Below are 25,783 nucleotides of genomic sequence, written 5' to 3' on the forward strand. Positions count from 1 at the left end.
ATTTATACCTTAAAGATCAACAGCCCTTAGTGTTAGCGATACGAACTTCCATTATTAGCTTCATTCCAACGCTAAGCGATATAGTTTACTATAATGCGCCCCTTATCGTCATTGGGATGATTAAAATTAATTGTGAACAATCGCACTAGCTTATCGCCATTTGAAAATTTACCTTCGTTAATTAGCCTTGACGAGGTACAGGTATTGATTTTTGATTGTGCGGCCATTAATGATCAGCTTGACGGGGCGCTCGATGTGTTGGCAGCCAACATCTGCTTAACATCAACCGAGTGCCAGCAACTATCGCGGCGTAAAAAAAACAGCCAGAAATTACACTTCTTGTTAAGCCGTGGATTAATTAAGCACTATGTGTCTAGCGTGCTTACTGTGCCCTTTCATACATTGGAAGTTGCATTCAATTCCCAACTCCAAGCATTACAGGTGTTTAGTGAGGACAAGCGTCTCCCCTTGTCGCTATCGTTAAGCCACTCGAATGATATGGTGGCAATTGCCCTCGACTTTAATGCTGCAGACGCGAAGTTGGGCATAGATATCGAATGGCTCAACCGAGGTCGTCCTGTGATAGAGATGGCGAAATTGGCTTTTATGCCCAATGAGCAAGCCAATATCGCAGACTCGGAGGATCCCTATCTCACTTTTTTCCAATACTGGACGCAAAAAGAAGCACTGATCAAAGCAACACATGGCTCGATATTCTCTGATTTCAAATGTGATGTGGACACGGAAATTAAACACCGCGAGTTAACTCATCAAACAGTGAAGCTGACACAGTACGTAATAACTGTTGTGTTACCACCAAATTCATCCTGTCGCATGCTGCCTGTTGTGCCAATTTCCCGCGAAAGATTCTCCGCTTAAAGCGCTTAGCTCGAATTAGAGCTATTGCACCACAATCGCACTTTTAGTGCGTAACAATGAAGCATTCGATACTCTCTATGTTTACCATTGTCTAGTAAGTTATTGATATTGTTTTGTTTTGTGTTTTGGCACGATCACTGAATAACTGTGTAGCAAGTAAATTATTTCGTTGCTCGTCACATTGGCACCTTTGCAACAATGTTGGCGGTAGACGGAGGGAGAATAAAATGCTGCACAAATTTAGCTTTCACAGAATAACGCCAAAGATCGTCAAGCGAGTCAAAACAGGCCTGCATGCGTGTTTAACATGTTGCTATGCTCTACTCATAAACAATACGGCAGTTGCCTCTGCAAATATTGCGCTGGGTTACCCTGAAAAAGAAGAAATAACGCTCGGTTTTATCAAACTCACTGATATGGCACCGCTCGCTGTTGCCTACGAGCGCGGATATTTTGAGGATGAAGGGCTATACGTCACGCTTGAAGCACAGGCCAACTGGAAAGTGTTACTTGATGGTGTTGTGGATGGTCGATTAGACGGCGCTCATATGTTGGCAGGCCAACCGCTTGCAGCTCGTATTGGTTATGGCACTAAAGCCGATCTCATTACCCCTTTTTCTATGAACCTCAATAGTAACGCAATTACCGTCGCAAATGATGTTTGGCAAAAGATGAAGCCCCACTTGCCCACTGACGTGCACGGTAAGGTTAAACACCCAATTACGGCAGATGCGCTTAAACCTGTGATTGATGACTATCAACGTCAAGGAAAGCATTTCAATATGGGCATGGTATTTCCAGTGTCCACACATAACTACGAACTGCGTTATTGGTTAGCAGCTAGCGGTATTCATCCTGGATTCTATGCGCCAGAATCAGGAGATACTTCAGGGTTAATTGATGCTCAGGTCCAACTTTCAGTAACACCGCCCCCGCAAATGCCTGCAACGATGGAAGCGGGTACGATCAAAGGATATTGCGTAGGCGAACCGTGGAATCAGCAAGCACTCAAAAAAGGATTAGGTGTGCCAGTGATCACCAATGCGCAAATCTGGCACAACAATCCAGAAAAAGTGCTTGGATTAACCGAAGCATTTGCAAAACGCTATCCATACACCACCATTCGTTTGACTCGCGCATTGCTGCGCGCCACAAAATGGTTAGATGAAAACAACAACGCCAATCGGGTTGCGGCCACTCAATTGCTCGCGCAATCACAGTATGTTGGTGCTGATGCTGAAGTGATCGCCAGTAGCATGACTGGCACATTTGAGTTTGAACGTGGCGATAAACGGTTGATGCCTGACTTCAATGTGTTTTTTCGCTACAACGCCAATTTTCCGTACTACTCCGATGCGATTTGGTTTCTTACCCAAATGCGTCGCTGGGGACAAATCAGTGAAGACAAACCCGATCAATGGTTTAAGGACATCGCGCGTTCTGTTTATCGACCGGAGATATTTAAACGAGCGGTACAGTCGTTGATCGATGACAAGTTGTTACAAGCGTCAGACTTTCCTAGCGTGCTGGCGGAAGACGGATACAGAGCGGCGCAGTCTCACTTTATTGATGACAAGACCTTTGATGCCCATAAACCTAATGCATACCTGGCGCAGTTTGCCATCAGTAAGACTGCCGGTATCAAGCAGGCCAATCAATTATTGAACGAGCATGTTGATATGGCGCTTGAGTAACTGCCGTTTAATATTTCAATTTCTAATTTTCACAAGTTACATATTACGGAAAGACACTATGTCATTATTTGCTAATTTTTCTATCGCGCCTCGTCAGTTTGGCGGGGCATTGTCTGACCTACTGTCAATGCTCAGGAGCGCTCTCTCTTCGGCGATTGTACCTGTACTGGGCATTGTGATGTTCGTCTTTGTGTGGACAATCGCAGCTGGCAGTATTCAAACATCACTTGGTCAATTTCCGAATCCTGCATCGGTAGCGCAGCAGACAGTAAACCTTTATCACGAGCATCAGGCCGAACGAGCAAAGGCTGAAGCATTCTATCAACGTCAAGAGCAGCGAAACGCAGCGCGATTAGCCAAAGATCCCAACTATCAGGCGAAAATCAGACCATACACAGGAAAGGCGACATTTATTGATCAAATTTACACTAGCCTGTTTACCGTGTTGGCGGGCTTTGGTTTAGCTGCTCTAATCGCCATTCCATTTGGCATCATGATCGGGCTGAGCAAAGCGCTATATGCGGCTTCAAACCCTATCATTCAGTTGTTTAAGCCTGTTTCACCACTCGCTTGGTTGCCATTGGTAACTATGGTTGTAAGCGCGGTGTATACCAGTGACGAACCACTGTTTGCTAAATCATTTGTCAATTCATTGGTCACTGTGACGCTATGTTGCATTTGGCCGATGATTATCAATACCTCTGTTGGTGTCGCCTCGATCAACCAAGATTGGCAAAACGTCAGTCGCGTGCTGCGATTGCCCGCCTTAGTACATGTTCGCAAAATCGTCTTACCTGCTGCCATTCCGTCTATTTTCACAGGATTGAGGCTATCACTTGGCATTGCGTGGATGGTGCTGATCGCTGCCGAAATGCTGGCACAAAACCCCGGCCTAGGAAAATTCGTGTGGGACGAATTTCAAAATGGTAGTTCGCAATCGCTCAGTCGCATCATGACGGCTGTGCTAGTGATTGGCTTGATTGGCTACCTACTTGATCGGGTCATGTTGCAATTACAGCGCTTGTTGTCATGGAACAAAGCATCCGCAGAACGTTAAGCCAACGAGATGAATGAGGAGATAGAAAATGAGTGTACATCTAGATATTAGTCATATCGATATGGTCTTTCCCACCCCAAAAGGGGCGTTTACCGCGCTAAAAGACGTTAACTTGAAAATCAAAAAAGGAGAGTTTATTTCACTGATTGGTCATTCAGGCTGTGGTAAATCAACCGTCCTCAATATTGTGGCCGGACTCACCCAAGCGACGAAAGGTGGCGTGCTACTGAATAACAAAGAAGTGACGGAACCGGGGCCAGAACGCGCTGTTGTCTTTCAGAACCATTCCTTACTGCCGTGGTTAACGGCCTACCAAAACATAGAGTTAGCAGTTAAGCAGGTTTTTGGTCGACAAAAATCATCAGCTGAAATGCGAGATTGGATCACCCACAATCTTGAACTGGTGCATATGACGCATGCCATGCACAAGCGTCCAGACGAGATTTCAGGTGGCATGAAGCAGCGCATTGGGATTGCTCGTGCGCTGGCGATGGAACCTGAAGTACTGTTGATGGACGAACCATTTGGCGCATTAGACGCACTCACGCGGGCGCATATGCAGGATTCTCTAATGGAAATCCAACACACGTTAAATAACACCGTGATCATGATAACGCATGATGTTGATGAAGCTGTGTTGTTATCAGATCGTATCGTCATGATGACTAATGGTCCCGAGGCAACGGTAGGTGAAATATTGTCTGTAGACTTGCCACGTCCCAGAGACCGTATCGCGCTGGCTAAAGACCCTGTGTATAACCAATGCCGCTCAGCCGTGTTGACCTTCTTATATGAAAAACAGCGCAAAGTGGAAGCTATCGCTGGCTCTGTATCGTCCACCAAGCCGAAAGTGGCGGCCGCCTAACTAATCAACGGGAGATTAAAAATGTCGAACAAAAAGAATATCGTGGTAGTTGGCAATGGCATGGTCGGTCACCATTTTGTCGAACAATTGGCGCAGCAGCATAATCCGCAATATTGTGTGACAGTATTATCGGCTGAGTCACGACTGGCTTACGATCGGGTACATTTATCGGAATACTTTTCCGGTAAAACCGCTGATGACTTAGCAATGACCAGTGCCGAGCAATATCAAGCATGGCAGGTCGACTTCAGAACAGATGCCAAAGTGACACACATAGATCGTCAGGCCAAGTGTGTCACCACACAAAGCGGCGAAGTATTTGGTTACGATACGTTAGTTTTGGCAACCGGCTCGTATCCATTCGTACCGCCAATCGAAGGCAATGAACAACCACATTGTTTGGTGTATCGAACTATTGATGATTTAGAAGCAATTCAGGCGAGTGCAGCCGAAAGTAAAGTGGGCGCGGTAATAGGCGGTGGCCTGCTTGGCTTAGAAGCAGCTAATGCGTTGAAGAATTTGGGGTTAAAAACACATGTGGTTGAATTTGCTCCGCAGTTGATGGCTGTGCAGGTAGATGCGGGAGGCGGTCGACTGCTGAAAAGCAAAATTGAAGCACTAGGTGTGTCTGTCCATACCAACAAAGCCACTTCGTCGATCAGTCGCGGACAACAATGCCGTTATCAACTTAATTTCAGTGATGGTAGCGTGTTAGAAACCGACCTGGTGTTGTTTTCTGCGGGGATCCGTCCAAGTGATCAACTGGCACGCGACTTTGAGCTTGAGCTAGGCACACGTGGTGGCATTGCAATTAACGACTACTGCCAAACATCTGATCCCGATATTTACGCCATCGGTGAATGTGCGGTATGGCAAGCGCGCGTATTTGGCTTAGTTGCACCGGGCTATCAAATGGCGAAAGTAGCGGCAGCGCACATTCAAGGGCAATCGGTGTGCTTTGTCGGTGCCGATATGAGTACCAAATTAAAACTCATGGGCGTTGATGTCGGTTCCATTGGTGATGCACATGCCAACACCGAAGGTGCACAGTGCTATTTTTATGAAAATCAACCGAAAGGGATTTATAAGAAAATCGTTGTTGATGCCAGCCAAAAAACCTTACTGGGTGCGGTATTAGTGGGCGACAATAGCGAATACGATACGTTACTTCAATACATGCTTAATGGTATTGAACTACCGGAATTTCCAGAAAGCTTGATTTTGCCACTTTCGTCAGCCGATGCGCCTGCTTTGGGTGCGGACGCTTTGCCTGATTCGGCGACAATTTGTTCATGCCATAACGTACTCAAAAGTGACATTGTCAGCGCTATTGACCAAGGCGCCTGCGATGTGAAACAGGTGACGACTTGTACTAAGGCGAGCACTGGATGTGGCGGCTGCTCAGCATTATTAAAAAATGTAGTCGATGCCGAATTAAGCCAACGTGGTGTCACGGTCAGCAAAGACCTTTGCGAGCATTTTGCCTATAGCCGCACTGAGTTATTCGACATCGTTAAAATTGAAAAAATCGAGACATTTGAACAGTTGTTGGCTTCGCATGGCAAAGGACTCGGCTGTGAAGTATGTAAACCGGTAGTTGGCTCGATACTCGCTTCAGTGTGGAATGATTATATTCTGAAAAAGCCCCATTTGCAGCTGCAAGATACCAATGATGTCTTTCTGGCGAATATGCAGCGTAACGGTACTTACTCGGTAGTGCCGCGTATTGCCGCAGGCGAAATTACTCCCGATAAGCTGATCACGCTGGGCAATGTGGCAAAGCAGTACAATTTGTACACTAAGATCACCGGTGGACAACGGGTAGATTTGTTTGGCGCACGTAAAGAACAGTTACCGGATATTTGGCAACAATTGATTGATGCTGGATTTGAAACTGGCCATGCCTACGGCAAATCTGTGCGAACCGTTAAATCTTGTGTCGGTTCAACCTGGTGCCGGTATGGCGTACAAGACAGCGTCAATATGGCGATCTTGATCGAGAATCGTTACAAGGGCATACGCGCACCACATAAGATTAAATTTGCCGTGTCAGGCTGTACCCGAGAATGTGCTGAAGCACAAAGTAAAGATATCGGTGTGATTGCCACTGAAAATGGCTGGAACCTATATGTTTGCGGTAACGGTGGCATGAAACCACGTCACGCTGATCTGTTCGCGACTGACCTTGATGACCAAACATTGATTGCCTATATCGATCGCGTGCTAATGTTCTACATTCAAACTGCCGATCGCTTGCAGCGTACGTCAGTATGGTTGGAAAACATGGAAGGCGGCCTCGCGCATTTACAAGATGTTGTAATCAATGACAGCTTGAAACTGAATGAATCACTTGAGCAACAAATGGCGATACTCATTGAACGTTATCAATGTGAATGGAAAACCACTCTCTCTGATCCTGACGCCCTCAAACGCTTTAAGACGTTTGTTAACTCTGAACAGGCTGATGAATCGATAACTTTTGTCAATGAACGTGGGCAAATTCGACCAACCCCTGTTGGCATCATTCCAACAAAAACTATTGAATCGCAAACATCTGAACAAGTGCCCGTAATCGATAGTGAAACGGTATAAGGAGCAGAAAATGGCAGACACATTAATGACCATTAACAATGCACAAACAGAGCAACTGCAATGGCTGGCAATCTGTACGCTTGACGCGTTAATTGAAAATGCGGGAGTGTGCGCGTTACTGGCTAATCAGCGCCAAGTCGCCCTTTTCTACTTGCCGGCACACTCACCGTCGCTTTATGCGATCGACAATTATGATCCCATTGGCAAGGCCAATGTACTGTATCGTGGCATTGTCGGCAGTACCGCAATTGTAAACAGTGACAATGGTGAGCAAACGCACGCAGCATTTGTCGCTTCTCCGCTATTTAAACAGCAGTTCTTACTGTCGAGTGGTCAATGTTTGCAACAAGATGATGTTCAGCTAAGAACCTATAGCGTTCGCGTGCGAGATAACATGGTGCAATTGCTGGTGTCACCACAGGAGAGTGCATGGACAACGCAAATATAGTGCACTCTACTTGCGCCTATTGCGGCGTTGGTTGCGGTGTGGAATTAACTCGTTCTTCATTAACAAGTGCTGATGACGAGACCTCGCTATCACTGTCAGGTATGAAAAGTCACCCTGCTAATTATGGGCAATTGTGCATTAAGGGCACTAATTTGCTGGCGACGACATCGCTTGAAGGTCGGTTGCTCTACCCTGAAATCCGTGGTCAGCGGATGCCATGGGACAGTGCGATTTCTCAAGTTGCGCAAAGGTTCAACGCGATCATAGCTGAATATGGGCCAGATGCCGTTGCATTCTACGTCTCAGGCCAATTGTTGACCGAGGATTACTACGTCGCGAATAAACTGATGAAAGGCTATATCGGCAGTGCCAACATCGATACTAATTCACGCTTGTGTATGTCGTCAGCGGTGGCCGCATATAAACGTGCGTTTGGCGAGGATGTAGTACCGGGATGTTATGAAGATTTGGAAGTCACTGATTTACTGATTTTTGCTGGTTCAAATTCGGCGTGGACGCATCCGGTGTTATTTCAACGGATAGAACGCGCGAAGGCAATTAACCCAGAGATGAAGATTATTGCGTTGGATCCACGTAAAACGGCGACAACCCAATTGGCCGACATACATCTGGGGTTAGCACCTGGTTCTGATGCAGCTTTCTTCAATGGTTTGCTCCGTTTTATGAATGAGCATAACGCAATTGACCAAGCATATATTCAGGCACATACGCGTGACTTTTCGACAACGCTTGAATCAATAAAATCTTGGACGACAGAACGAGTTGCGGCATTTTGTCGGGTTGATGTACAAGCGCTGTTACACGCTTATCAGCTTTTTTGTCAGTCTCCCGCCGCCGTTACCATGTATTCGATGGGCATCAATCAATCGGCTACAGGCGTTGATAAGTGTCAGGCTATAATTAACTGCCATCTGGCAACAGGTAAAATTGGGCAGCCCGGCTGTGGGCCGTTTTCGATAACTGGACAACCCAATGCCATGGGAGGACGGGAAGTGGGCGGTTTAGCGAATCAGCTTGCTGCACATATGGATCTGGAAAACGCTGAACATCGTCAACAAGTACAAACTTTCTGGCAATCGCCTACGATAGCCAGCCAAGAAGGCTATAAAGCGGTTGATATGTTTGACGCCATACTGGCGGGAAAAATCAAAGCAGTATGGATTATGGCAACCAATCCGCTGGTGAGTTTACCAGACAAAAACAAGGTTGAGCGCGCACTTGCTGCTTGTGAACTGGTCGTGGTGTCTGATTGTGTGAATAACAATGACACCTTGGCCTATGCGGACATTAAATTGCCTGCCGCGCCGTGGCTCGAAAAAGACGGTACAGTGACAAATTCCGAGCGCTGTATATCGCGCCAACGCAGCGCAGTAAAGCCCGCAGGCGAGGCGATGCCTGATTGGCAAATTGTCTCAAATGTTGCGCAAGCTATGGGGTTTGAAGGATTTGACTATCAAGATGTCCATGACATTTTCAATGAACATGTAGCGTTATCGGCGCTAAACCATGAATCTGTCCGTCAGTTTGATCTGTCTGGCTTAGGGGAATTGTCTAAATCGGCTTACGATAGATTACGGCCAATACAGTGGCCGATTAACGAACATTCCCCTGACGGGCGAAAGCGATTATATCAACATGGCCAATTTTCGACTTCATGCGGTCGCGCGAGTTTTATACCTGTGTTGCCGCAACTCCCCATATTGAAGCAACAGCATAACTTTCCATTCGTTTTAAATAGCGGCCGAGTGCGCGACCAATGGCATACCATGACACGCACGGGTAAAGCGACAGTGCTCACTGAGCACAGCCCTTTTCCGTTGTTAGACTTAAATTCCTTAGACGCGAAAAGTCTTAACATAACTAACAACGAACTGGTTAAATTACATAATCCTCTGGGCGAAGCGATTGTCGGGACTCGAATTAACGATGATGTGGCAGTTGGACAATTATTCTTACCGATTCATTGGAGTGATCACAATACCACTGCCGCAGCAATTAATCGCTTATATCAAGGTATTACCGATCCTATTTCAGGACAAGCACAAACTAAGCAAACCGCAGTACAATTAAGCAAAGTGCGATTTGCTCAATATGGTCAACTTCATAGCCGATCCGCAGTTAAATGTGGCGCTGATTTTGGGCAGCAAGCGACAACCAGCTTTGGAACAACAACTGAATTTGCAAATTATCAGGCGATCAAGGATCCGATTGATTGGTGTCAACAAATGCTTGGTGTTGAAGGTGAATGGAGTTATCGCCAATGCGGTAATGTTATTTCTCTTTGTTGTTGGCAAGACTCGCGGCTTGAAGCTTTTGCAAGTCTGTCTGATACGCGACAGCCAATTAATTGGGCTTGGTTAACTTATGCGTTTGAACAACAGACACTCGAAGTGTCTTTGCTAGCTGCACTATTATCTGGACGTGTTGATGATAACTTTACGCAAGGCAAGTTGATTTGCAGTTGTTTTGATGTCTGGGAAAATATCATCAACAACGAAATAATCGCAGGCGTAAACAGTGTTGAACAGCTTGGTAAACAGTTAAGGTGTGGAACCAATTGTGGTTCATGTAAGCCAGAACTTAAACAACTCATTGAACAACACGCTCTTGCATAGTGAGTTTTTAGCGTTTTTGATACTCAGGATGTAGTTCGATGTAATCACACCAAGTATGGAAATCGGTATACCTAAACCGTTTATCTGTTGCCTTATACCATTTAGATTCTGCCAACGCAGCCAGCTTGAACTTAATTTTATGGCCGTCAATAGCGACAAAACAGGCAAGGTCAACAGCGGTGCGATTAATAATTTTTACACGCGCGTAACCATCTAGCGAAAAACCATAAACATTTTCTGTGCGTGGTTTTGCATGTGTGCCAAATGAGGTGATGAAGATACCGACAACAATTGGGAACAATAGGCTTTTGATATGAAAAATGTTTTTCATTAATTTGGCGCAAAAATTACTGGGTCGAATACATAACTATTATTCTAACGGGAGTCGCGCGCTTTCACATTATTTTTATAAATTTGTTTTTTTGCCCTTGAAAGCCTACATTGGCGTCTCCATACTTCTCTTATCGAAACAAATCTGTGGTTTTCATTAAACCGTTTGCGCTAGCGACAGAATAATAATTAGAGTAAAAATAATGACAAATATTGTACCAATTTCAAAAGAACAACATCAGAACTTGAAAGTAGCCAATCAACGTGACATGTCACACCTTGAAGGCCAACACATCATGCCGGTATCGGCTCGTGAGTACGCGCAAGCAGCAACTAGCTACCCGATTGTATTTGTGAAAGATCCTGAATCTTCACGTTACCGCAGTGTCGCGATGTTGGGATTGGAAGCAGGTGAAAACCTTTATTATGCCAATGAAAAGTGGAACGCGATTTTTGTACCTCAAAGCGTATCAATGTTGCCATTTGCGTTGGGCTTAGATCCAGAGAAAGAAAACACGCTGACAGCATGTATCGACGTAGATAGCAAATACGTTGGTGAAGAAGGTGACTTCTCGCTATTTGATGCCGAAGGCAATGAAACTGAACAATTAAAAAATGTTCGTGACGCGCTTGGCCGTTTATACGAAAACGAAGTGGCAACTGAGCAGTTCATCAAAGAACTTCTTGATAATGACTTACTATTAGAGCTTGAGTTACAAGTAAGCTTTAACAATAACGAAAACAAGAAGCTTGTTGGTTTGTACAGCATTGACGAAAAGAAACTAAACGCATTATCTGACGATAAAGTATTAGATTTCCACAAGCGTGGTTTATATGTACCAATTCACGCGATGCTATGTGCTTCAGGTCAAGTAAATCGCTTAGCGCAATTGCGTAACCAAAGCGAAAACCCGGTGAAAGTAACAGGTATTCGTTTTCAGCCTGCTGAAGCGAAATAACAATAATCAATGATTTGTCAAAAAGGAGCTCCGGCTCCTTTTTTTTATTGCGCTGATATATCGCCCGCTTTAGCCCTATTCCTATCAACACAAATATCACCTTGTTGTTTGTTTTTTATTCAATAATTGTAAAAGCTGTGCTAGTTTAAAAGAATGCTGATTCATTTGTGGAGCCTTTATGGCAGGAGAAAAGCCACTTTCTAGAGAGGTTGATGAACGTATTCAACAACTCGCTGGTGACATATATGTGCAGGTTGAGGAAAGCATACTGTCGTTGCTTGAATCTCAGAAAGCATCGATTGAAGTCACAGAAGAACAAGTCGTTAACCATCCGGCCTATCAAAAGCTTGCCAAACAAAGCGAACAGCAAATTGAAACAAGCCAGCAGCAACTTAATAACCAACACACCCAAGTCGAATCTGATGCTAAGCGTATCGCTGACCTTGAAGCAAAAGTTGCCACTTATCAACAGGCAGCTGAATCGGCAGAGGCGTTTAGCAATGCGCAATTATCCGATACTGAGCAGGTGCTTAAAGAGAAAATTGATGAAATCGCGTCACTTTCCAGTGAGCTTAAGGTTTTAAAAAAATCGTTAACTGAAGAAGCAAGTAGCAAAACGGCGCTTGAATCAACGTTAGCGGAACTCAAGGACGAGCGTGATAAGCTGCAAGAACAGCATGCGAAGCTAAATAAAAACGAACAAGCTAAAGCTGCCACGCTCAATATACAGAACCAGCAAATTTCTGAACTTAAAAACCAACTTGATGTACTCAATGCGGAATTATCGCTTGAGAAATCCAGCAACGAACATGCATCGTCGTCGTTAGAACAAAGCAATGAGCAACACGATCAACAGATTGCAGATTTAACGCGGCAGCTTGCGGATAAGGATGCCTTATATCAAGCTCTCTTAAGTGAGCAAGATCTGCTTGTTGCTGAACAACAGGCGCTATCAACGAGTGTTGCCGAGCTTTCTTCTAATCATGCATCAGAGTCCGCTGAAATAGATAAACTCACTCAAGAGATAACCGCATTACAAAGTCAAATTGCAAGTGATAAAGAAGCATTTCACGAATTGCAGTTAGAAAGTGAAAGTCTGAAGTCGCAGGTTGCATCAATTCAAGGTCACAATGACGTATTGACTGATGAACAGCAGGTACTCATTGATAAATTAGCGGAGCGAGAAGCTGAACTAACAGAAGCCAATAAAGGTAATGAGCAACTAGAGCAACTGAAGCAAACGTTAGCACAGGCTCAACAAGCATTAGCTGAAATGACAACAGCCAAAGAAACGGAAGTGGCTGCGAAAGAATCTGTGCAGGCAAAACATGATGTTCTTGAAGAAAAAGTACAACAACTACAAACTGAAAAATCGCAACTCTCGGATAACATCACCCAGTTAGAGGAGTCCCTCGCGCAATCAAAAGCATCGTTGGCAGACGAAGACCAACAAATTGCGCAACTAAGAGCAAAAGTGGAAGAGCTAACAACCGCACTTAATGAAACAGATTCAAAAGGCAAAGAAGCAACAATAGAGCTTTCTCGCTTTAAACAGTCACTGGCGAGTACGCAGCATGAACTTAAAGAACGAACAAAACAATGCCAGACAATAACTCAGCAAATGGAACAAGCGGAACAAAAAATAGCACAACTTGAACAAGACGCTGCTCAATCAAAAAGTAAATTCACGTCAGCAATCACAACACTGACTGACGAAAACACCCAGCTCAAATCGCGTATAGAGTTTAAGGACGAGGAACACGATAAAACTGCACAGTCATTGCTTGCTATACAAGAAAAACTCAATGAAGTAACTGAACATAGTCAACAGTTGGCGAAAGAGTCAGCTCAGCATCAGTCACAAGTTGACAAACTTAATGCACAACTTACCGCAACAAAAGAGCAGTTGGCTCAAGCGCAAGATAAAGTGGATGGACATCGCGAAAAACAAGAAGAGGAATACAGCAAAGCGCGAGAAACAATTAAGTACCTACGCGATGAAAACCAGGAACTACAGACTGAACTCACAGAAAAAGTCGCTGAACTAGAAGATCAGATTAGAGAATACCGTTTACGGTTTGAATATGCGCAAAAACAACTGGAAAAATTGCAATCTTCCTAAAGAAAATCGTTATACTAGCGCGGTGTTAACGTTTAAAAAGTGATTTATTTGTGTCAATTGTTCAATCATTATCTAAGTTGTCGCTGTGGCAACAGTATGCCTTTAGCGCTGCATTATTAGAGCGCATGTTGCCGAATTATCAGCTATTCAGTGCAAATAGTGAGTTTGGCGACGATAAAATATTACGTAATCAGCTAAATCTGATATGGCAAAAGCTGGACAAATCACAAAAAGTTAAACTCAACTATGAAGCGCAGCTGGCGAAACTTGAACCACTGGTGCCAGATCCTGAAATGTTTGATTCGTTTGGTGTTTACCCTGCATTGGATTGCACAATGGCGATGATGTCCCTGTTGCAGGCGATGCAAGACAGTGATGAGCAAGGGGCGCATAGTGTTTCGCGTTTATCGCTGAACAGCGTCAATTTCTATGTCGAGCTTGTGTTAGCTCAAGAAGTCGACAGTGAAGTGAGCCAAGCGATGATCGATGATCACCCACTTACGCAATGGGAACAAGAAACCCAGCAGGAACTGTGCGAAATCTTAGTGGCGTCAAAAGAAAACAAAGCTACGTTAGATAAGATTCGTCAACTGGTAACCGAAGAAGGTTTATCCAACTTAGGTATTGAGGTCGTTGACTAACGTCGTCGACGGCACTAAACCTGATATAACGCGTAGCGTACTTGACCGGCGAATTTCTCTTTTAACAACGTAAACCCCTGCGGAATACAATCGAGAGACGCGTCGCGTTCAGTTTCAATATAGATTAATGCATCTTCAGCTAACCAACCAAGCGTGAGCTGGCGTAAGGTTTCTTCGAGTAAGCCTTTGAAAAACGGCGGATCGATAAATACGATATTAAACGGCTGCGCAGGTGGTTTTGTGAGAGTTGCTATGGCATCGCCCTTTTGTATGGAAATCTTTTGGGCATCAAGTAGTGCCTTGTTGGCCTCAAGTTGTTGGTGCGCAGTTGGATTTTTTTCGATCAGCATCACATGTTCTGCCCCACGCGACCACGCTTCAAACCCTAAACTTCCTGAACCCGCGAAACAGTCGAGACAACGACTACCGTGAATATATGGCATAAGCCAGTTAAAAACGGTTTCCTTGACGCGATCTGTGGTAGGTCGCAGCCCTTGGGCATCAATGACACTGAGTTTTCTACCTCTGTGTTGACCACCTATGATACGGATCATGCCACTACCTGCGCTTTTAGGAGCGGATTTTGGGCGATTACTGCCAGAACTTTTACGGTTATTGCGCATATCTTGAGCTGCTTTGGTTTGTTGTAAGAGATTTCAGTGATACTATACGGGCAATTTTATCCTTGATTGGTACAAGTACCAAACAATTACCTGAATTAATGTTGTAACGTTTAATTATGTCGAAGAAAAAAGGTATGTTTTCCTGGCTAGGTTTTGGTAGCCGCAAAGAAGACAAAGAAACGCAAGAAGCTGTAGAGGAAAACTCTACGGAATCAGATATTGATATTCCAGCGCGAGAGCAAGCGATTGAAGAAAAGCCTGAAAGTACACTTGACGGGCAACAAGACGCGACAAACACTGACTTGCCAGAGCCAGAGCCAGAGCCAGAGCCAGAGCCAGAGCCAGAGCCAGAGCCAGAGCCAGAGCCAGAGCCAGAGCCAGAGCCAGAGCCAGAGCCAGAGCCAGAGCCAGAGCCAGAGCCAGAGCCAGAGCAGAAGCTTGGATTTTTTGCTCGCCTGAAACAAGGGTTGTCAAAGACGCGTCAAAACTTAGGTGGCGGCATTTTTGATTTATTCCGTGGCAAAAAAATTGATGACGAGTTATTCGAAGAGCTCGAAACACATTTGCTGTTGGCAGATGTTGGTGTAGAAACCACCACTAAAATTATTGAATCATTGACTGAAGCGGCGTCACGTAGTCAGTTAAAAGACGCAGAAGCGTTATACGACTTATTGAAAGTTGAATTAAGCAAGATCATAGAGCCCGTGAGCCAGCCGCTAGTGTTGCCTGAGCAAGATGGCCCTTATGTGATCTTGATGGTTGGGGTAAACGGTGTCGGTAAAACGACAACAATAGGTAAACTGGCTAAGCAATTTCAGGCGCAAGGAAAATCAGTGTTGTTGGCGGCGGGCGATACTTTCCGCGCGGCAGCAGTTGAACAATTGGAAGTCTGGGGCGAACGTAATAATATACCTGTTATTGCCCAACATACCGGTGCAGACAGTGCATCTGTTATTTTTGACGCCATTAGCGCTGCTAAAGCACGAAATGTTGACGTGATCATCGCTGATACCGCGGGACGTTTACAAAACAAAGGTCACTTGATGGAAGAATTAAAGAAAGTGGTGCGTGTTATTAAGAAGTTGGATGAAAATGCACCGCATGAAGTCATGTTGACTATTGATGCGGGCACGGGACAAAATGCCCTTAGCCAAGCGGAATTGTTTAACGATGCGGTTGGTTTGACTGGCATTACCTTAACCAAGCTTGACGGTACTGCAAAAGGTGGTGTTGTATTTGCCGTGGCTGACAAGTATGGTATTCCAATTCGGTACTTAGGGGTGGGCGAAGGTATCGACGATCTAAGGCCATTCGATAGTCACGATTTTATTGAGGCACTATTTACCGAGAAGTAGTTTTCACCACTTTACTAAATAAGAGCAAAATAATAATAAGATGATTCGCTTTGATAATGTGAGTAAGACCTACCCTGGTGGGTCGCTGGCGCTGAAAAATGTCTCCTTTGAGTTGGGCGCTGGTGAAATGGCGTTTTTAACTGGACATTCGGGAGCCGGCAAAAGCACTTTATTGAAGTTAATGAGCCTAATGGAAACACCATCTAGTGGCAGTGTTTATATTAACGGCAAACATTTAGGCTCAGTTGACTATCATCAAGTTCCCTACGTAAGACGTGGTATTGGCATGATTTTTCAGCATCATAATTTGCTGATGGATCGCACCGTATTTGACAATGTCGCTTTACCGTTAATTATCGAAGGATTTTCTCACAAAGAAACCAAAGCGCGTGTTGAAGCGGCATTAGATAAAGTTCATTTGCTCGACAAAATGAAGTGTTTACCTAACATGTTATCTGGCGGTGAGCAGCAGCGTGTAGGAATTGCCAGAGCGATTGTCAATAAACCCCCCATTCTTTTAGCAGATGAACCCACTGGAAACCTAGACCCTAAGCTGAGCTTAGAGATCATTAAACTTTTTGAAGAGCTTAATGACGTCGGTGTCGCCGTTTTGATCGCGACTCATGATCTTGGGCTAATCGCGCGCTTACGTTATCGTACGTTAACGTTAAAACAAGGCGTAATGATTACCGACGGCTTAATGGAAGGATTGCAGGTACCAACTCATGATTAATGCTGCACGTAACGGCAAACAATCTCTCATTCAGCGAATTCAAGCGCGTATTATCAGACATTTGCAACAAGCGATTGGCAGTCTTGGTGATTTATGGCGAACCCCTTTTTCTTCTATGATGACTATTATGGTGTTAGGGATTAGCTTAACTTTGCCGGCAACCTTACATTTGTTTGTCAAAAACGCTAACGCGATCTCTGAACAATGGGATTCTGCATCTGAAATTAGCTTGTTTCTAAAGCCCGGGATCAGCGAGAAGGCTGCGTTACATTTTGTTGAGCGAATCAAGCTGTACTCGGAAGTTGCGTCTGTGCAATACATTTCATCTGAATCGGCATTGGCCGACTTCAAAGTGATGTCTGGCTTTGGCGAGGCACTTGCGTATCTTGATACCAACCCGTTGCCAGTGACCGTATTAGTAACGCCAACGCAGCGTGCCAGCCAGCCACAGGCTGCACAAGAATTGTTACTCAAGCTAGAAGGTGAAAACGAAGTCGATCAGGGAAAGCTAGATGTTGAATGGCTAACGCGATTACAAGCCATTGCAACACTGATCGAAAATATTGTCATCGGCATTGGCTTCTTGTTATGCCTGTCTGTGGTGCTGATTATTGGCAATACGATCCGTTTAGCCATATTAAATCAGAGGGATGCCATTGCTGTGATGAAATTGGTTGGTGCAACTGACGCTTTCATCCAACGGCCATTCTTATATGCAGGTGTATGGTATGGCGTTATTGGCGGCTTAGTGGCTAGCCTTTGTGTCAGTATTCTAACTTGGTATTTTGGCTATGCGTTGGTAGAGCTGACAGACCTTTATCATAGCCAATTTCAATTGATTGGTTTGTCATTTAATGAACTAATGATACTGACTTCACTCGCGGTAGCGTTAGGGCTGTCGGGTAGCTATATTTCGGTAAGAAAACACATACGTGCGATCGAGCCAACGGCTGACTAGTTAATTTCTAGGAGATTGTCAGCCCATTCAAATGCCATTTTATGTGCGTTTTCACACGCGCGCCCGCCAATATTGAGCAATGTCTGATAACGTGCCGCAATTTCCCAATCTCCTTGTTCTAACGCGATAGCCAGTCTCAAATAGTGGTGCAGTTTATTGTCTTCTTGACGAATAGCCGCCTTAATATCACCGTGTATTGGAAGCATATCGAGTACTTGATTTAATTCATAGTTTAAGATGCCATCGATGAGTGACAACATACCGGTAAGAAATGCTTTAGGCGGATTTTCATCATCTTGGCGATAGAGTGAAATCTGCTCACAAAACTTAGCTCTGGCGAGTGAAAGTCGCAGTATTTCGCTGGGTTTGTCTTTGTTGAGATTTGATAGGGCTAATAGCGAGATAAACTTCTGTAATTCTGACTCACCAATAAATGCTAGTGCATGTTTGAGAGAAGTAATTTCCTGACTGCAACCGTACGTTGGGCTATTAATAAAGCGCAATAATTTATAGGTCAGCCCAGGATCTGTTTCAAGAATTTCGTTGATGCGTGCAAAATCGAGCGACTTTTGGCTCGATTGTTCTATCAATTCGAGTAGGCTTCGCTCTGAAGTGCCAATTTTTCTTCTTCTCAAAATCTCTGGTTTAGCGAAAAAATAACCTTGGAATTGGGTGAAATTGAGCAGCTTTAATTGTTCAAATTGCTTCGCAGTTTCTACTTTTTCAGCTAGAAGAGTGACATTATGATTTTCAAGTTCACGTACACTGCGGCTGATTTTCAGTAAGCTTATCTCCATTACATCTACTTTGACGATGTCAATATATGGCATGAGTACACGCCATTTAGGATCAAAGTCATAGTCATCCAGTGCCAGGCGATATCCTTGTTCTTTTAGTAAGCGACAAGCTTTGATTAGAGCGGGTGATATTTTTATGTCTTCAAGAACTTCAATGACTACTTTCTTTGGATCAAGAAAGGTAGGGAAATTATTGATTAAGGTGTCTTGATGAAAGTTGATAAAGGCAGTCAATTCGCCTGTGATATCTTCAATGCCCATGGTCAGTTGGTTATGGGTTAATATACTCGAGGTGGCTTGATTGGGATCTATGTTAGGAAAACGGTTATCTTCACCGTCTCTAAACAACAACTCATAAGCAATGACTTCGCTCGCTGTATTGAGAATGGGTTGTCGGGCGACATATGAGTACACAGGCGATTCCTCAAAATTATTAAAAATTTAACAAAGGCTAGATTTGTTGTTAACTATCTGCTTTATAAACGAATAATGCCAAACTAAGTATAGTGTAGATAACAATACGTAACATTTTAATGAAAGCACATGTTGTATCGTACTGTCTAGTACGTTAATGTTGGTCGTCCCGATATTCGCATAACCTACGATGTTGTGCTAAAATCGCGAGCAGTAATAAAGAAGAGGTTAGTTCGAATGAGTGAAACAATGCAATCAATGGCGCTTTCAGTCCCACACAGTGGTAGTATTGAAGCCTATGTGCAATCGGCATACAGCATTCCAATGCTAAGTGCTGAGCGTGAGCATGAGTTGGCGACTCAATTACACGAAGAAAATAACCTACAAGCGGCGCAAGAATTAATTATGTCGCATCTACGATTTGTTATTCATGTTGCCAAAGGTTATTCAGGTTATGGGTTACCACAATCAGATCTAATTCAAGAAGGCAATGTTGGTCTGATGAAAGCGGTTAAGCGCTTTAATCCAGAAGTAGGTGTTCGATTAGTATCATTTGCTGTTCATTGGATCAAAGCTGAAATTCACGAGTTTGTATTGCGTAATTGGCGCATCGTGAAAGTAGCCACTACCAAAGCACAACGTAAATTGTTTTTTAACCTACGTAAGAATAAGAAACGCTTAGGTTGGTTCAGCAACGAAGAAATTGAAAACGTAGCAGAAACTCTTGGTGTAACGCGCAAAGATGTCCTTGAAATGGAATCGCGCATGACCAGTCAGGATCAGGCATTTGAACTATCTTCTGACGATGATGATAGCAGTGCGGGCGCGGGTAATTACTCACCTGCCTTATATCTTGAAGATAAAGCTTCTGATCTGGCAACCATGGTTGAAGACCAAAACTGGGAAGATCATGCTAACCAAAAACTTGCTTCTGCGCTGGTGGGGTTAGATGAACGTAGTCAGGATATTATCAAAACGCGTTGGTTAGACGAAGACAAGAGCACGCTGCAAGATTTGGCTGATAAGTATCAAATATCTGCAGAGCGTGTACGACAACTTGAAAAAAACGCGTTGAATAAACTGAAAGGCGCAATGTCTATTTAATAAGACATCCCATTATGAAAAACCGGCTAACTAGCCGGTTTTTTTGTGCCCGATGATTTGGAACTGCTACCGAATTGTCTAGTTTTCATTACAAATTAGTTTGGTTTTTCCGCTATTTATTCAATTAATTACAATTGGGTTACTGGAATAACAACTTCCCCACAATAAATAACGAACTTTTGTTTGTGGCTATCGCACACTGAAATCACAGTCATGTTGGCTGACAAATGATAACGAATGCCAAGTGATTGATTATTTAATTCAATTGGTACAAATGCGAGGTACTCCTGTGATTTCAAGAAGCAAGTTAAACAAAGGCATAAGTAAGGCGTTGATGATTGGTGTTGCTACCACATCAACATATTCATTTCACTCGTTTGCTGCCGATGAGGAAGCACAAGTTGAGCGTATTGAAGTAACTGGATCGCGTATCAATCGCACGGATGTTGAAACCGCGAGTCCGGTAACAGTCATTGACGCCGACTTTATTCAGCAAAGTGGTTATACATCGGTGCAAGAGATTCTTTCAACGCAACCTGCGGCCGCAGGCATGAGTTTGGGAGCTACATCAAACAATGGCTCTGGTGGTTCTGCCACGGTGAATCTACGTGGTATGGGTACGCAACGTACGTTGGTGTTGTTGAATGGCCGTCGCATGGTGGCGTCAGGCACTGGTGCCGATTCATCGGTCGATTTAAACACCATACCAGTTGCGATGATCAAATCAATTGAAATACTAAAAGATGGCGCATCGGCGGTTTATGGCTCAGATGCGATTGCCGGTGTGGTAAACATCATTACCAAGAAAGACTTTGTTGGTACGGAAATGAGCGTGGAAGGCAGCCAAACGGATAAAGGCGATGGCACTAGTGGTGGGATTAGCTTGTTACATGGTACTGAATTTGCCGATGGTAATTTAGTGTTAGGGGTTCAGTATTCGTCACGCGGCGAAGTAATTCAATCAGATCGAGATTTTGTCGAACCTGGCTGCTCATCATTTATTCCGGGCGGCACTATCGGAGGCATGATGCCAGACGGTGAAGGTGGCTTTAAACCGCGTGATACCTGCTACGACTATACCGATGATAGTTATGCGCAAACGCCAAACGATCTGTATAGCTTTTTCACGAGTTTCAATAAAGAGATTGCAACAGATACTGAGTTAAGCGCTGATTTTATGTATACCCGTAGAGAATCCAATCAACAAATGGCACCACAACCCGCGTCTATTATGCTAGATACGTCTGAGCTAGCAGATGGCGGTGGGGTAACTACAGGTATTGCCAGTGGTGATATGCCGGACGAGGTAGAATATCGTCGTCGGATGACGGATGCAGGTCCTCGTATCTATGAACAGGAAACAGATACTTACCGAGCATCTGTTGGTATTAAAGGCTATTTAGACAACGACATGACATGGGATATATCAGCAACATACGGCCGTAACGAGTCGAAAGATCGAGTGTTTAACTCAATACATGCGGGTAATATGGAGCAGAGTATTTATGATCATCAGGAGCTTTGGTTAAGTGGCGAACCGATTGATAAAGCATTTCTAGAATCGGAAGGCATTTTATATACCGAACAGAATGAAGGTGGAAATGAGCAATTCATTCTGGCAGCGGGTTTGAGCGGCGTTACAGAAAGCGATATAGGTTATGCGGTGGGAATTGAAAGCCGTTATGAAGCTGGTTACTACACGCCAGATCTTATTACGCAAGCAGGAGAAAGTACCGCCGCACAACAAGACCCAACCGATGGTAACTATGCTGTGCAGTCAATTTATGGTGAGCTTTCAGTCCCTGTAACTGAGAAATTTACCGTAGATGCAGCGACACGTTATGACTATTACTCGACATTTGGTGGAGCAACAACTTGGAAGTTAGGGGCAACATACCGCTTTACCGATACCTTTATGTTGCGCTCTGTGGCAGCGACAGGATTTAGAGCGCCGAATGTATCAGAATTGTATGGCGGTAATACCGGCTCGTATGACTATTTGGAAGATCCGTGGGGTAACGCGCAAGATTCGCAGATTTTAGTGAACTACACCAGTGATGAAAACCTAAAACCAGAAGAAAGTGAGTCCTTCACGTTGGGGGCGGTGTGGGAAATCTCTGACGGCCTATCAACTACAGTAGACTACTGGGCTTTTGACATCACCAACGCGATAAGTCGCGTGGACGTACAAAATGAGATGAACAAGTGTTATGAGGGGGATTTAACTGCATGTACTACCATCAATATTACGCCAAATGGTGACTTGTCTGAAATGACTTCTGCGTTAACCAACATTGGTTATCAAGAAACATCGGGGGTCGATTGGAATGTTTCGTACAGTCATGATTACTTTAAAGTGAACTTAGACACAACGTATCTGATTAATTTCGACCAAGATGATGTGAGCTATGAGGGTACGATAAACGGCAACATGGGCGGTTATTCTCAGTTGAAATCAAATTTAACGGTAAGCACTGATATTACAGAAGATTTAAATCTACTGTATACCGCACAGTATATTCAAGGCATGCAAGGCGCTGAATCAGGTGAAGTCTATGAAACCGATGATGTAGTCTATCATAACCTTTCTGCTGCATATCACTTGAATGATCAAGTGATGTTTACAGGCGGGGTAAAAAATCTATTCGATACTGAGCCTGAAAATGTGCCAGACGGCAATGACATGAATACGGTACCAAGTATATATGATGTTATTGGCCGTACATTCTTCATTGGAACAACCGTGAAATTTTAATACAGCATTTGCAGATTCATAAGGCGGCCATGGTCGCCTTTTTTATCACCAATCCTGGCGAAAGTGACAATTTCTTTAATTAATTTACTTTTTTGCGTGTTTTTTGAGCGAACCCTCTAGTAAAGCGACAAATATTTGATAGACTAGCTGCCTAATAATAATACTAATATTGAATTTGGAACTGCCTTAATGGAACCCAAGGCGAAGGATGACATTCACGCTGTACGTCAGATACCTAAGCTGAAGTCTTTGCTCAAAAAATATCGTCAAGTTAAAACCATGCAATCTGGTTTGCTACAACTATCTGAGTTGGCAAGCACAGTGAACGATATGGATGCGTTTTATCCTGAACTTGAGACTGTGATCAAAACGCTGCTGATCACGGACAGCTTTCATATTGCATTAATTGATAGCAAGACCCAAATGTTGTCTTTTGCCTATTGTCACAATCCTGAACAAGACCGCCTTTTGGAACACATCGATTTTAACCGTTGGGATAACACCTTAACGGGCATCGTATTTAATGAAGGCGAACCTATGCATTGTAGTTCGGCAGAGCGCATGGCATTAGCAAAGGCAGGAAAAATAGTATTATACGGTTCCGCTTGTGTCGACTGGTTAGGAGTACCTTTACGCCGAGGGCGACAAGTCATTGGGGTCATTGCGTTACAGAGTTATGACGAAAAACTCTATTTTGATGACCGAGATTGTCAGTTATTAGAATTTATCGCTGAACACTTAGTGACGGCAATCGACAGAGTACGAAGCCGTGAGCTGTTAGAGCATAATATTCAACAACGGACGCGTAAACTAACAGAAACCAATGAACGATTACAGCGAGAAATAGCCGAGCGACAACGTGCGGTTAAAATGCATAAAGCGCTGTTAAACATTTCTGAAGCGACCGCTACATCAACAGATATTGACCGCTTTTATCAAGTAGTTCATCAAGAAATCAATCAAGTATTACTGGCAAAAAACTTTTATATTGCCTTGCTGGATGAAGCAAGCAATTCATTGTCGTTTCCCTATTATCAAGATGAAAAACAAGCCAAACCGGCCACCAGAAAATATTCGGATGGTCTATCGGAGCTGGTAGTCAAAGCGGGTAAACCACTATTGATCAGTGATGATGTTATCTTAATGATGACAGACGAAGGCGAGATAAAACAAACGGCATTGGCCCTGCGTCATCCACCTAGCCTACTTCCTCGCGCATGGTTGGCTGCCCCGCTAGTTGATCAAGGACGCATCTTTGGTGTGTTGGCTATCCAACATTATCAGGACGCTGATGCTTACTCGCAATCTGACCTGGAAATTATTCGTTTTGTTAGCCAACACATTGCAACGGCGATTGTCCGTAAAAAAGCTCAGGCAGAAGTACATCGTAGCAATGAAGAATTGGAGCGCATTGTTAACATGCGCACACGTGAGTTGCAGGCGACGAACCTGAACTTACGGATGCAAATAGAAGAGCGTCGCAAAGCTGAAGCTCAGCTATATCACGATGCACATCATGATGCGTTAACGAAATTGCCAAATCGTGCAATGTTTTTGGATCGACTGTCATTTGCCATGCGACACTTGAAACGACATCCTAACAATAACTTTGCCGTGCTATTCATCGATTTAGATCGCTTCAAAATGATCAACGACACGTTGGGTCACCATGCTGGCGACTTATTTCTAATTGAAATCGCCAACCGTTTGTCGGAATGCGTACGTGAAAATGACATTTTGGCCCGCTTAGGTGGAGATGAATTTGTTATCTTATTAGATTCTTTGCAATCTCAAGATGATGTCGAAGAAGTCGCGGCACGCATCATTGCCGCGGTTGAAAAACCGTTCGACCTAGACGGCAATTGCTTATATTCCAATGCCAGTATTGGTATCGCGCAATGTAGTCAACACTATCAAAATGCTAATGAGTTACTGCGAGACGCTGATGCGGCGATGTATCAGGCGAAGAGTCTGGGACGTGGCCGTTATGTATTTTTTGATGAAAGCATGCGAGATCAACTCATTGCGAGTATGACCTTAGAGCAAGAGTTGCGTGCAGCCATTAAACAAGAACAATTTGAACTGTACTATCAACAAATTTCCGATCTGGAGTTAACCAATACTATTGGGTTTGAAGCCTTACTGCGTTGGCAACACCCAACTAAAGGGCTGCTCACACCAAGTGAATTCCTGTACATGGCAGAAGAAACGGGCATGATCTTGGAAATAGAATCTTGGGTAATTGCCGAAGTTTGCCAACAATTGAAAGACTGGCAAAACTCTTCTGAGTACTGTCACGCATTTATTGCGATTAATATGTCAGGGCGCCATTTAACACAGGCGAATCAATTGAATTCGCTTATTCAGTCGATTAAGCGTAACACCATTGAGCCAGAACGGTTGATTTTAGAATTTAACGAGTCTGCATTTACTAGTCATACAGATTTGGCTATGAAAGGCTTGAAGAAATTGCGAGAGTTCGGCGTCAAACTGGCGTTAGATGATTATGGCGCGGGTCATTCATCGTTCAACTTTTTGCATTCGTATCCATTTGAATTTATTAAGTTGGATCGTAGTTTCGTACGCACACTTAACACCAACGAAAAGAACTTGAGTCTGGTCAAAGCACTGCATGAACTAGGTGATAAATTTGGTTATCGCTTGGTTGCCGAAGGCATCGAATCACAAGAAATGGTTACTAAGTTGCAATCAGTGGGTTGTGAATTTGGGCAAGGCTACCACATCAGCAAACCCAGCAAGCTTGAAAAAAGTAATGTGGTCATGATCAAACCACAAGCTAGTGCATAGCGCACTACACGCT

At 44.0% G+C, this 25,783-nt stretch carries 19 protein-coding genes; 16 read left to right on the forward strand and 3 right to left on the reverse strand.

Annotated elements, in window-relative coordinates:
* The first annotated feature begins 132 nt into the window (after positions 1-132).
* From ACSLUK_RS14855 to ACSLUK_RS14885, 7 genes are all read left to right on the forward strand, one after another.
* Positions 133-879 carry a 4'-phosphopantetheinyl transferase family protein gene (locus ACSLUK_RS14855; RefSeq protein ID WP_448549456.1) on the forward strand — a complete coding sequence of 249 codons (747 nt, stop codon included), beginning with the start codon at positions 133-135 and terminating at the stop codon, positions 877-879.
* A gap of 227 nt (positions 880-1,106) precedes the next feature.
* Positions 1,107-2,573: a CmpA/NrtA family ABC transporter substrate-binding protein gene (locus tag ACSLUK_RS14860; protein WP_448549457.1), complete on the forward strand. Its 1,467-nt coding sequence runs from the start codon at positions 1,107-1,109 to the stop codon at positions 2,571-2,573.
* Between the two features lie 58 nt (positions 2,574-2,631).
* Complete coding sequence (locus ACSLUK_RS14865) at positions 2,632-3,630, forward strand: ABC transporter permease (RefSeq protein WP_448549458.1); 999 nt, start codon at positions 2,632-2,634, stop codon at positions 3,628-3,630.
* Positions 3,631-3,658: 28 nt separating this feature from the next.
* Complete coding sequence (locus ACSLUK_RS14870; RefSeq protein WP_448549459.1) at positions 3,659-4,495, forward strand: ABC transporter ATP-binding protein; 837 nt, start codon at positions 3,659-3,661, stop codon at positions 4,493-4,495.
* 21 nt (positions 4,496-4,516) lie between these two features.
* Entirely contained in the window at positions 4,517-7,087 is a 2,571-nt protein-coding gene (gene nirB / locus ACSLUK_RS14875; protein WP_448549460.1) for a nitrite reductase large subunit NirB, read from the forward strand.
* Between the two features lie 10 nt (positions 7,088-7,097).
* Positions 7,098-7,535, forward strand: coding sequence for a nitrite reductase small subunit NirD (nirD, locus tag ACSLUK_RS14880; protein WP_448549461.1), 438 nt, complete (start codon positions 7,098-7,100; stop codon positions 7,533-7,535).
* A complete protein-coding gene (locus ACSLUK_RS14885) occupies positions 7,517-10,171 on the forward strand; it encodes a nitrate reductase (protein ID WP_448549462.1) in 2,655 nt (884 codons plus the stop codon). Before nirD ends, ACSLUK_RS14885 begins: the two co-directional genes overlap by 19 nt.
* A gap of 7 nt (positions 10,172-10,178) precedes the next feature.
* Here the strand turns inward: ACSLUK_RS14885 and ACSLUK_RS14890 are convergent, their stop codons facing one another.
* Entirely contained in the window at positions 10,179-10,502 is a 324-nt protein-coding gene (locus ACSLUK_RS14890; RefSeq protein ID WP_448549463.1) for a hypothetical protein, read from the reverse strand.
* Between the two features lie 202 nt (positions 10,503-10,704).
* Here ACSLUK_RS14890 and ACSLUK_RS14895 point away from each other — a divergent pair, with 202 nt between their 5' ends.
* The 3 genes from ACSLUK_RS14895 to ACSLUK_RS14905 all read left to right on the forward strand — a co-directional run bounded on the left by ACSLUK_RS14895 (position 10,705) and on the right by ACSLUK_RS14905 (position 14,223).
* Positions 10,705-11,460, forward strand: a complete 756-nt coding sequence (locus ACSLUK_RS14895; RefSeq protein WP_448549464.1) for a SapC family protein — start codon at positions 10,705-10,707, stop codon at positions 11,458-11,460.
* A gap of 178 nt (positions 11,461-11,638) precedes the next feature.
* The gene (locus ACSLUK_RS14900; protein ID WP_448549465.1) at positions 11,639-13,582 is read left to right on the forward strand and encodes a hypothetical protein; all 1,944 of its coding nucleotides are present in this window, start codon (positions 11,639-11,641) and stop codon (positions 13,580-13,582) included.
* A gap of 50 nt (positions 13,583-13,632) precedes the next feature.
* Positions 13,633-14,223 carry a YjaG family protein gene (locus ACSLUK_RS14905; protein WP_448549466.1) on the forward strand — a complete coding sequence of 197 codons (591 nt, stop codon included), beginning with the start codon at positions 13,633-13,635 and terminating at the stop codon, positions 14,221-14,223.
* A gap of 14 nt (positions 14,224-14,237) precedes the next feature.
* Here the strand turns inward: ACSLUK_RS14905 and rsmD are convergent, their stop codons facing one another.
* Entirely contained in the window at positions 14,238-14,846 is a 609-nt protein-coding gene (gene rsmD / locus ACSLUK_RS14910) for a 16S rRNA (guanine(966)-N(2))-methyltransferase RsmD (protein WP_448549467.1), read from the reverse strand.
* 116 nt (positions 14,847-14,962) lie between these two features.
* Between rsmD and ftsY the strand changes: the two genes are divergently transcribed.
* Genes ftsY through ftsX form a run of 3 tightly spaced genes read left to right on the forward strand, consistent with a single transcriptional unit; the run spans position 14,963 to position 17,892 of the window.
* On the forward strand, positions 14,963-16,201 hold the full coding sequence (gene ftsY, locus ACSLUK_RS14915; protein ID WP_448549468.1) for a signal recognition particle-docking protein FtsY: 1,239 nt from the start codon (positions 14,963-14,965) through the stop codon (positions 16,199-16,201).
* A 40-nt stretch (positions 16,202-16,241) separates the two neighbouring features.
* Positions 16,242-16,934 (forward strand): cell division ATP-binding protein FtsE, encoded by a 693-nt coding sequence (ftsE, locus tag ACSLUK_RS14920; protein ID WP_448549469.1) that lies wholly within the window; start codon positions 16,242-16,244, stop codon positions 16,932-16,934.
* A complete protein-coding gene (ftsX, locus tag ACSLUK_RS14925; RefSeq protein ID WP_448549470.1) occupies positions 16,927-17,892 on the forward strand; it encodes a permease-like cell division protein FtsX in 966 nt (321 codons plus the stop codon). The genes ftsE and ftsX overlap by 8 nt, the downstream gene beginning before the upstream one ends.
* Here ftsX and ACSLUK_RS14930 read toward each other — a convergent pair.
* Positions 17,889-19,103, reverse strand: coding sequence for an EAL and HDOD domain-containing protein (locus ACSLUK_RS14930; protein WP_448549471.1), 1,215 nt, complete (start codon positions 19,101-19,103; stop codon positions 17,889-17,891). The genes ftsX and ACSLUK_RS14930 overlap by 4 nt on opposite strands.
* Positions 19,104-19,340: 237 nt before the next feature.
* Between ACSLUK_RS14930 and rpoH the strand changes: the two genes are divergently transcribed.
* From rpoH to ACSLUK_RS14945, 3 genes are all read left to right on the forward strand, one after another.
* Positions 19,341-20,207: an RNA polymerase sigma factor RpoH gene (rpoH, locus tag ACSLUK_RS14935; RefSeq protein WP_448549472.1), complete on the forward strand. Its 867-nt coding sequence runs from the start codon at positions 19,341-19,343 to the stop codon at positions 20,205-20,207.
* A 334-nt stretch (positions 20,208-20,541) separates the two neighbouring features.
* Complete coding sequence (locus ACSLUK_RS14940) at positions 20,542-22,962, forward strand: TonB-dependent receptor plug domain-containing protein (RefSeq protein WP_448549515.1); 2,421 nt, start codon at positions 20,542-20,544, stop codon at positions 22,960-22,962.
* A 189-nt stretch (positions 22,963-23,151) separates the two neighbouring features.
* A complete protein-coding gene (locus tag ACSLUK_RS14945; RefSeq protein WP_448549473.1) occupies positions 23,152-25,770 on the forward strand; it encodes an EAL domain-containing protein in 2,619 nt (872 codons plus the stop codon).
* Positions 25,771-25,783 lie beyond the last annotated feature (13 nt).

It is taken from the genome of Thalassotalea fusca, assembly GCF_053485835.1.

Coding starts and splice junctions, on each gene's coding strand:
- ACSLUK_RS14860 (WP_448549457.1), top strand. CDS start 1,107: ATGCTGCACAAATTTAGCTTTCACAGAATAACGCCAAAGATCGTCAAG.
- ACSLUK_RS14865 (WP_448549458.1), top strand. CDS start 2,632: ATGTCATTATTTGCTAATTTTTCTATCGCGCCTCGTCAGTTTGGCGGG.
- ACSLUK_RS14870 (WP_448549459.1), top strand. CDS start 3,659: ATGAGTGTACATCTAGATATTAGTCATATCGATATGGTCTTTCCCACC.
- nirB (WP_448549460.1), top strand. CDS start 4,517: ATGTCGAACAAAAAGAATATCGTGGTAGTTGGCAATGGCATGGTCGGT.
- nirD (WP_448549461.1), top strand. CDS start 7,098: ATGGCAGACACATTAATGACCATTAACAATGCACAAACAGAGCAACTG.
- ACSLUK_RS14885 (WP_448549462.1), top strand. CDS start 7,517: ATGGACAACGCAAATATAGTGCACTCTACTTGCGCCTATTGCGGCGTT.
- ACSLUK_RS14890 (WP_448549463.1), bottom strand. CDS start 10,502: ATGAAAAACATTTTTCATATCAAAAGCCTATTGTTCCCAATTGTTGTC.
- ACSLUK_RS14895 (WP_448549464.1), top strand. CDS start 10,705: ATGACAAATATTGTACCAATTTCAAAAGAACAACATCAGAACTTGAAA.
- ACSLUK_RS14900 (WP_448549465.1), top strand. CDS start 11,639: ATGGCAGGAGAAAAGCCACTTTCTAGAGAGGTTGATGAACGTATTCAA.
- rsmD (WP_448549467.1), bottom strand. CDS start 14,846: ATGCGCAATAACCGTAAAAGTTCTGGCAGTAATCGCCCAAAATCCGCT.
- ftsY (WP_448549468.1), top strand. CDS start 14,963: ATGTCGAAGAAAAAAGGTATGTTTTCCTGGCTAGGTTTTGGTAGCCGC.
- ftsE (WP_448549469.1), top strand. CDS start 16,242: ATGATTCGCTTTGATAATGTGAGTAAGACCTACCCTGGTGGGTCGCTG.
- ftsX (WP_448549470.1), top strand. CDS start 16,927: ATGATTAATGCTGCACGTAACGGCAAACAATCTCTCATTCAGCGAATT.
- rpoH (WP_448549472.1), top strand. CDS start 19,341: ATGAGTGAAACAATGCAATCAATGGCGCTTTCAGTCCCACACAGTGGT.
- ACSLUK_RS14940 (WP_448549515.1), top strand. CDS start 20,542: ATGATTGGTGTTGCTACCACATCAACATATTCATTTCACTCGTTTGCT.
- ACSLUK_RS14945 (WP_448549473.1), top strand. CDS start 23,152: ATGGAACCCAAGGCGAAGGATGACATTCACGCTGTACGTCAGATACCT.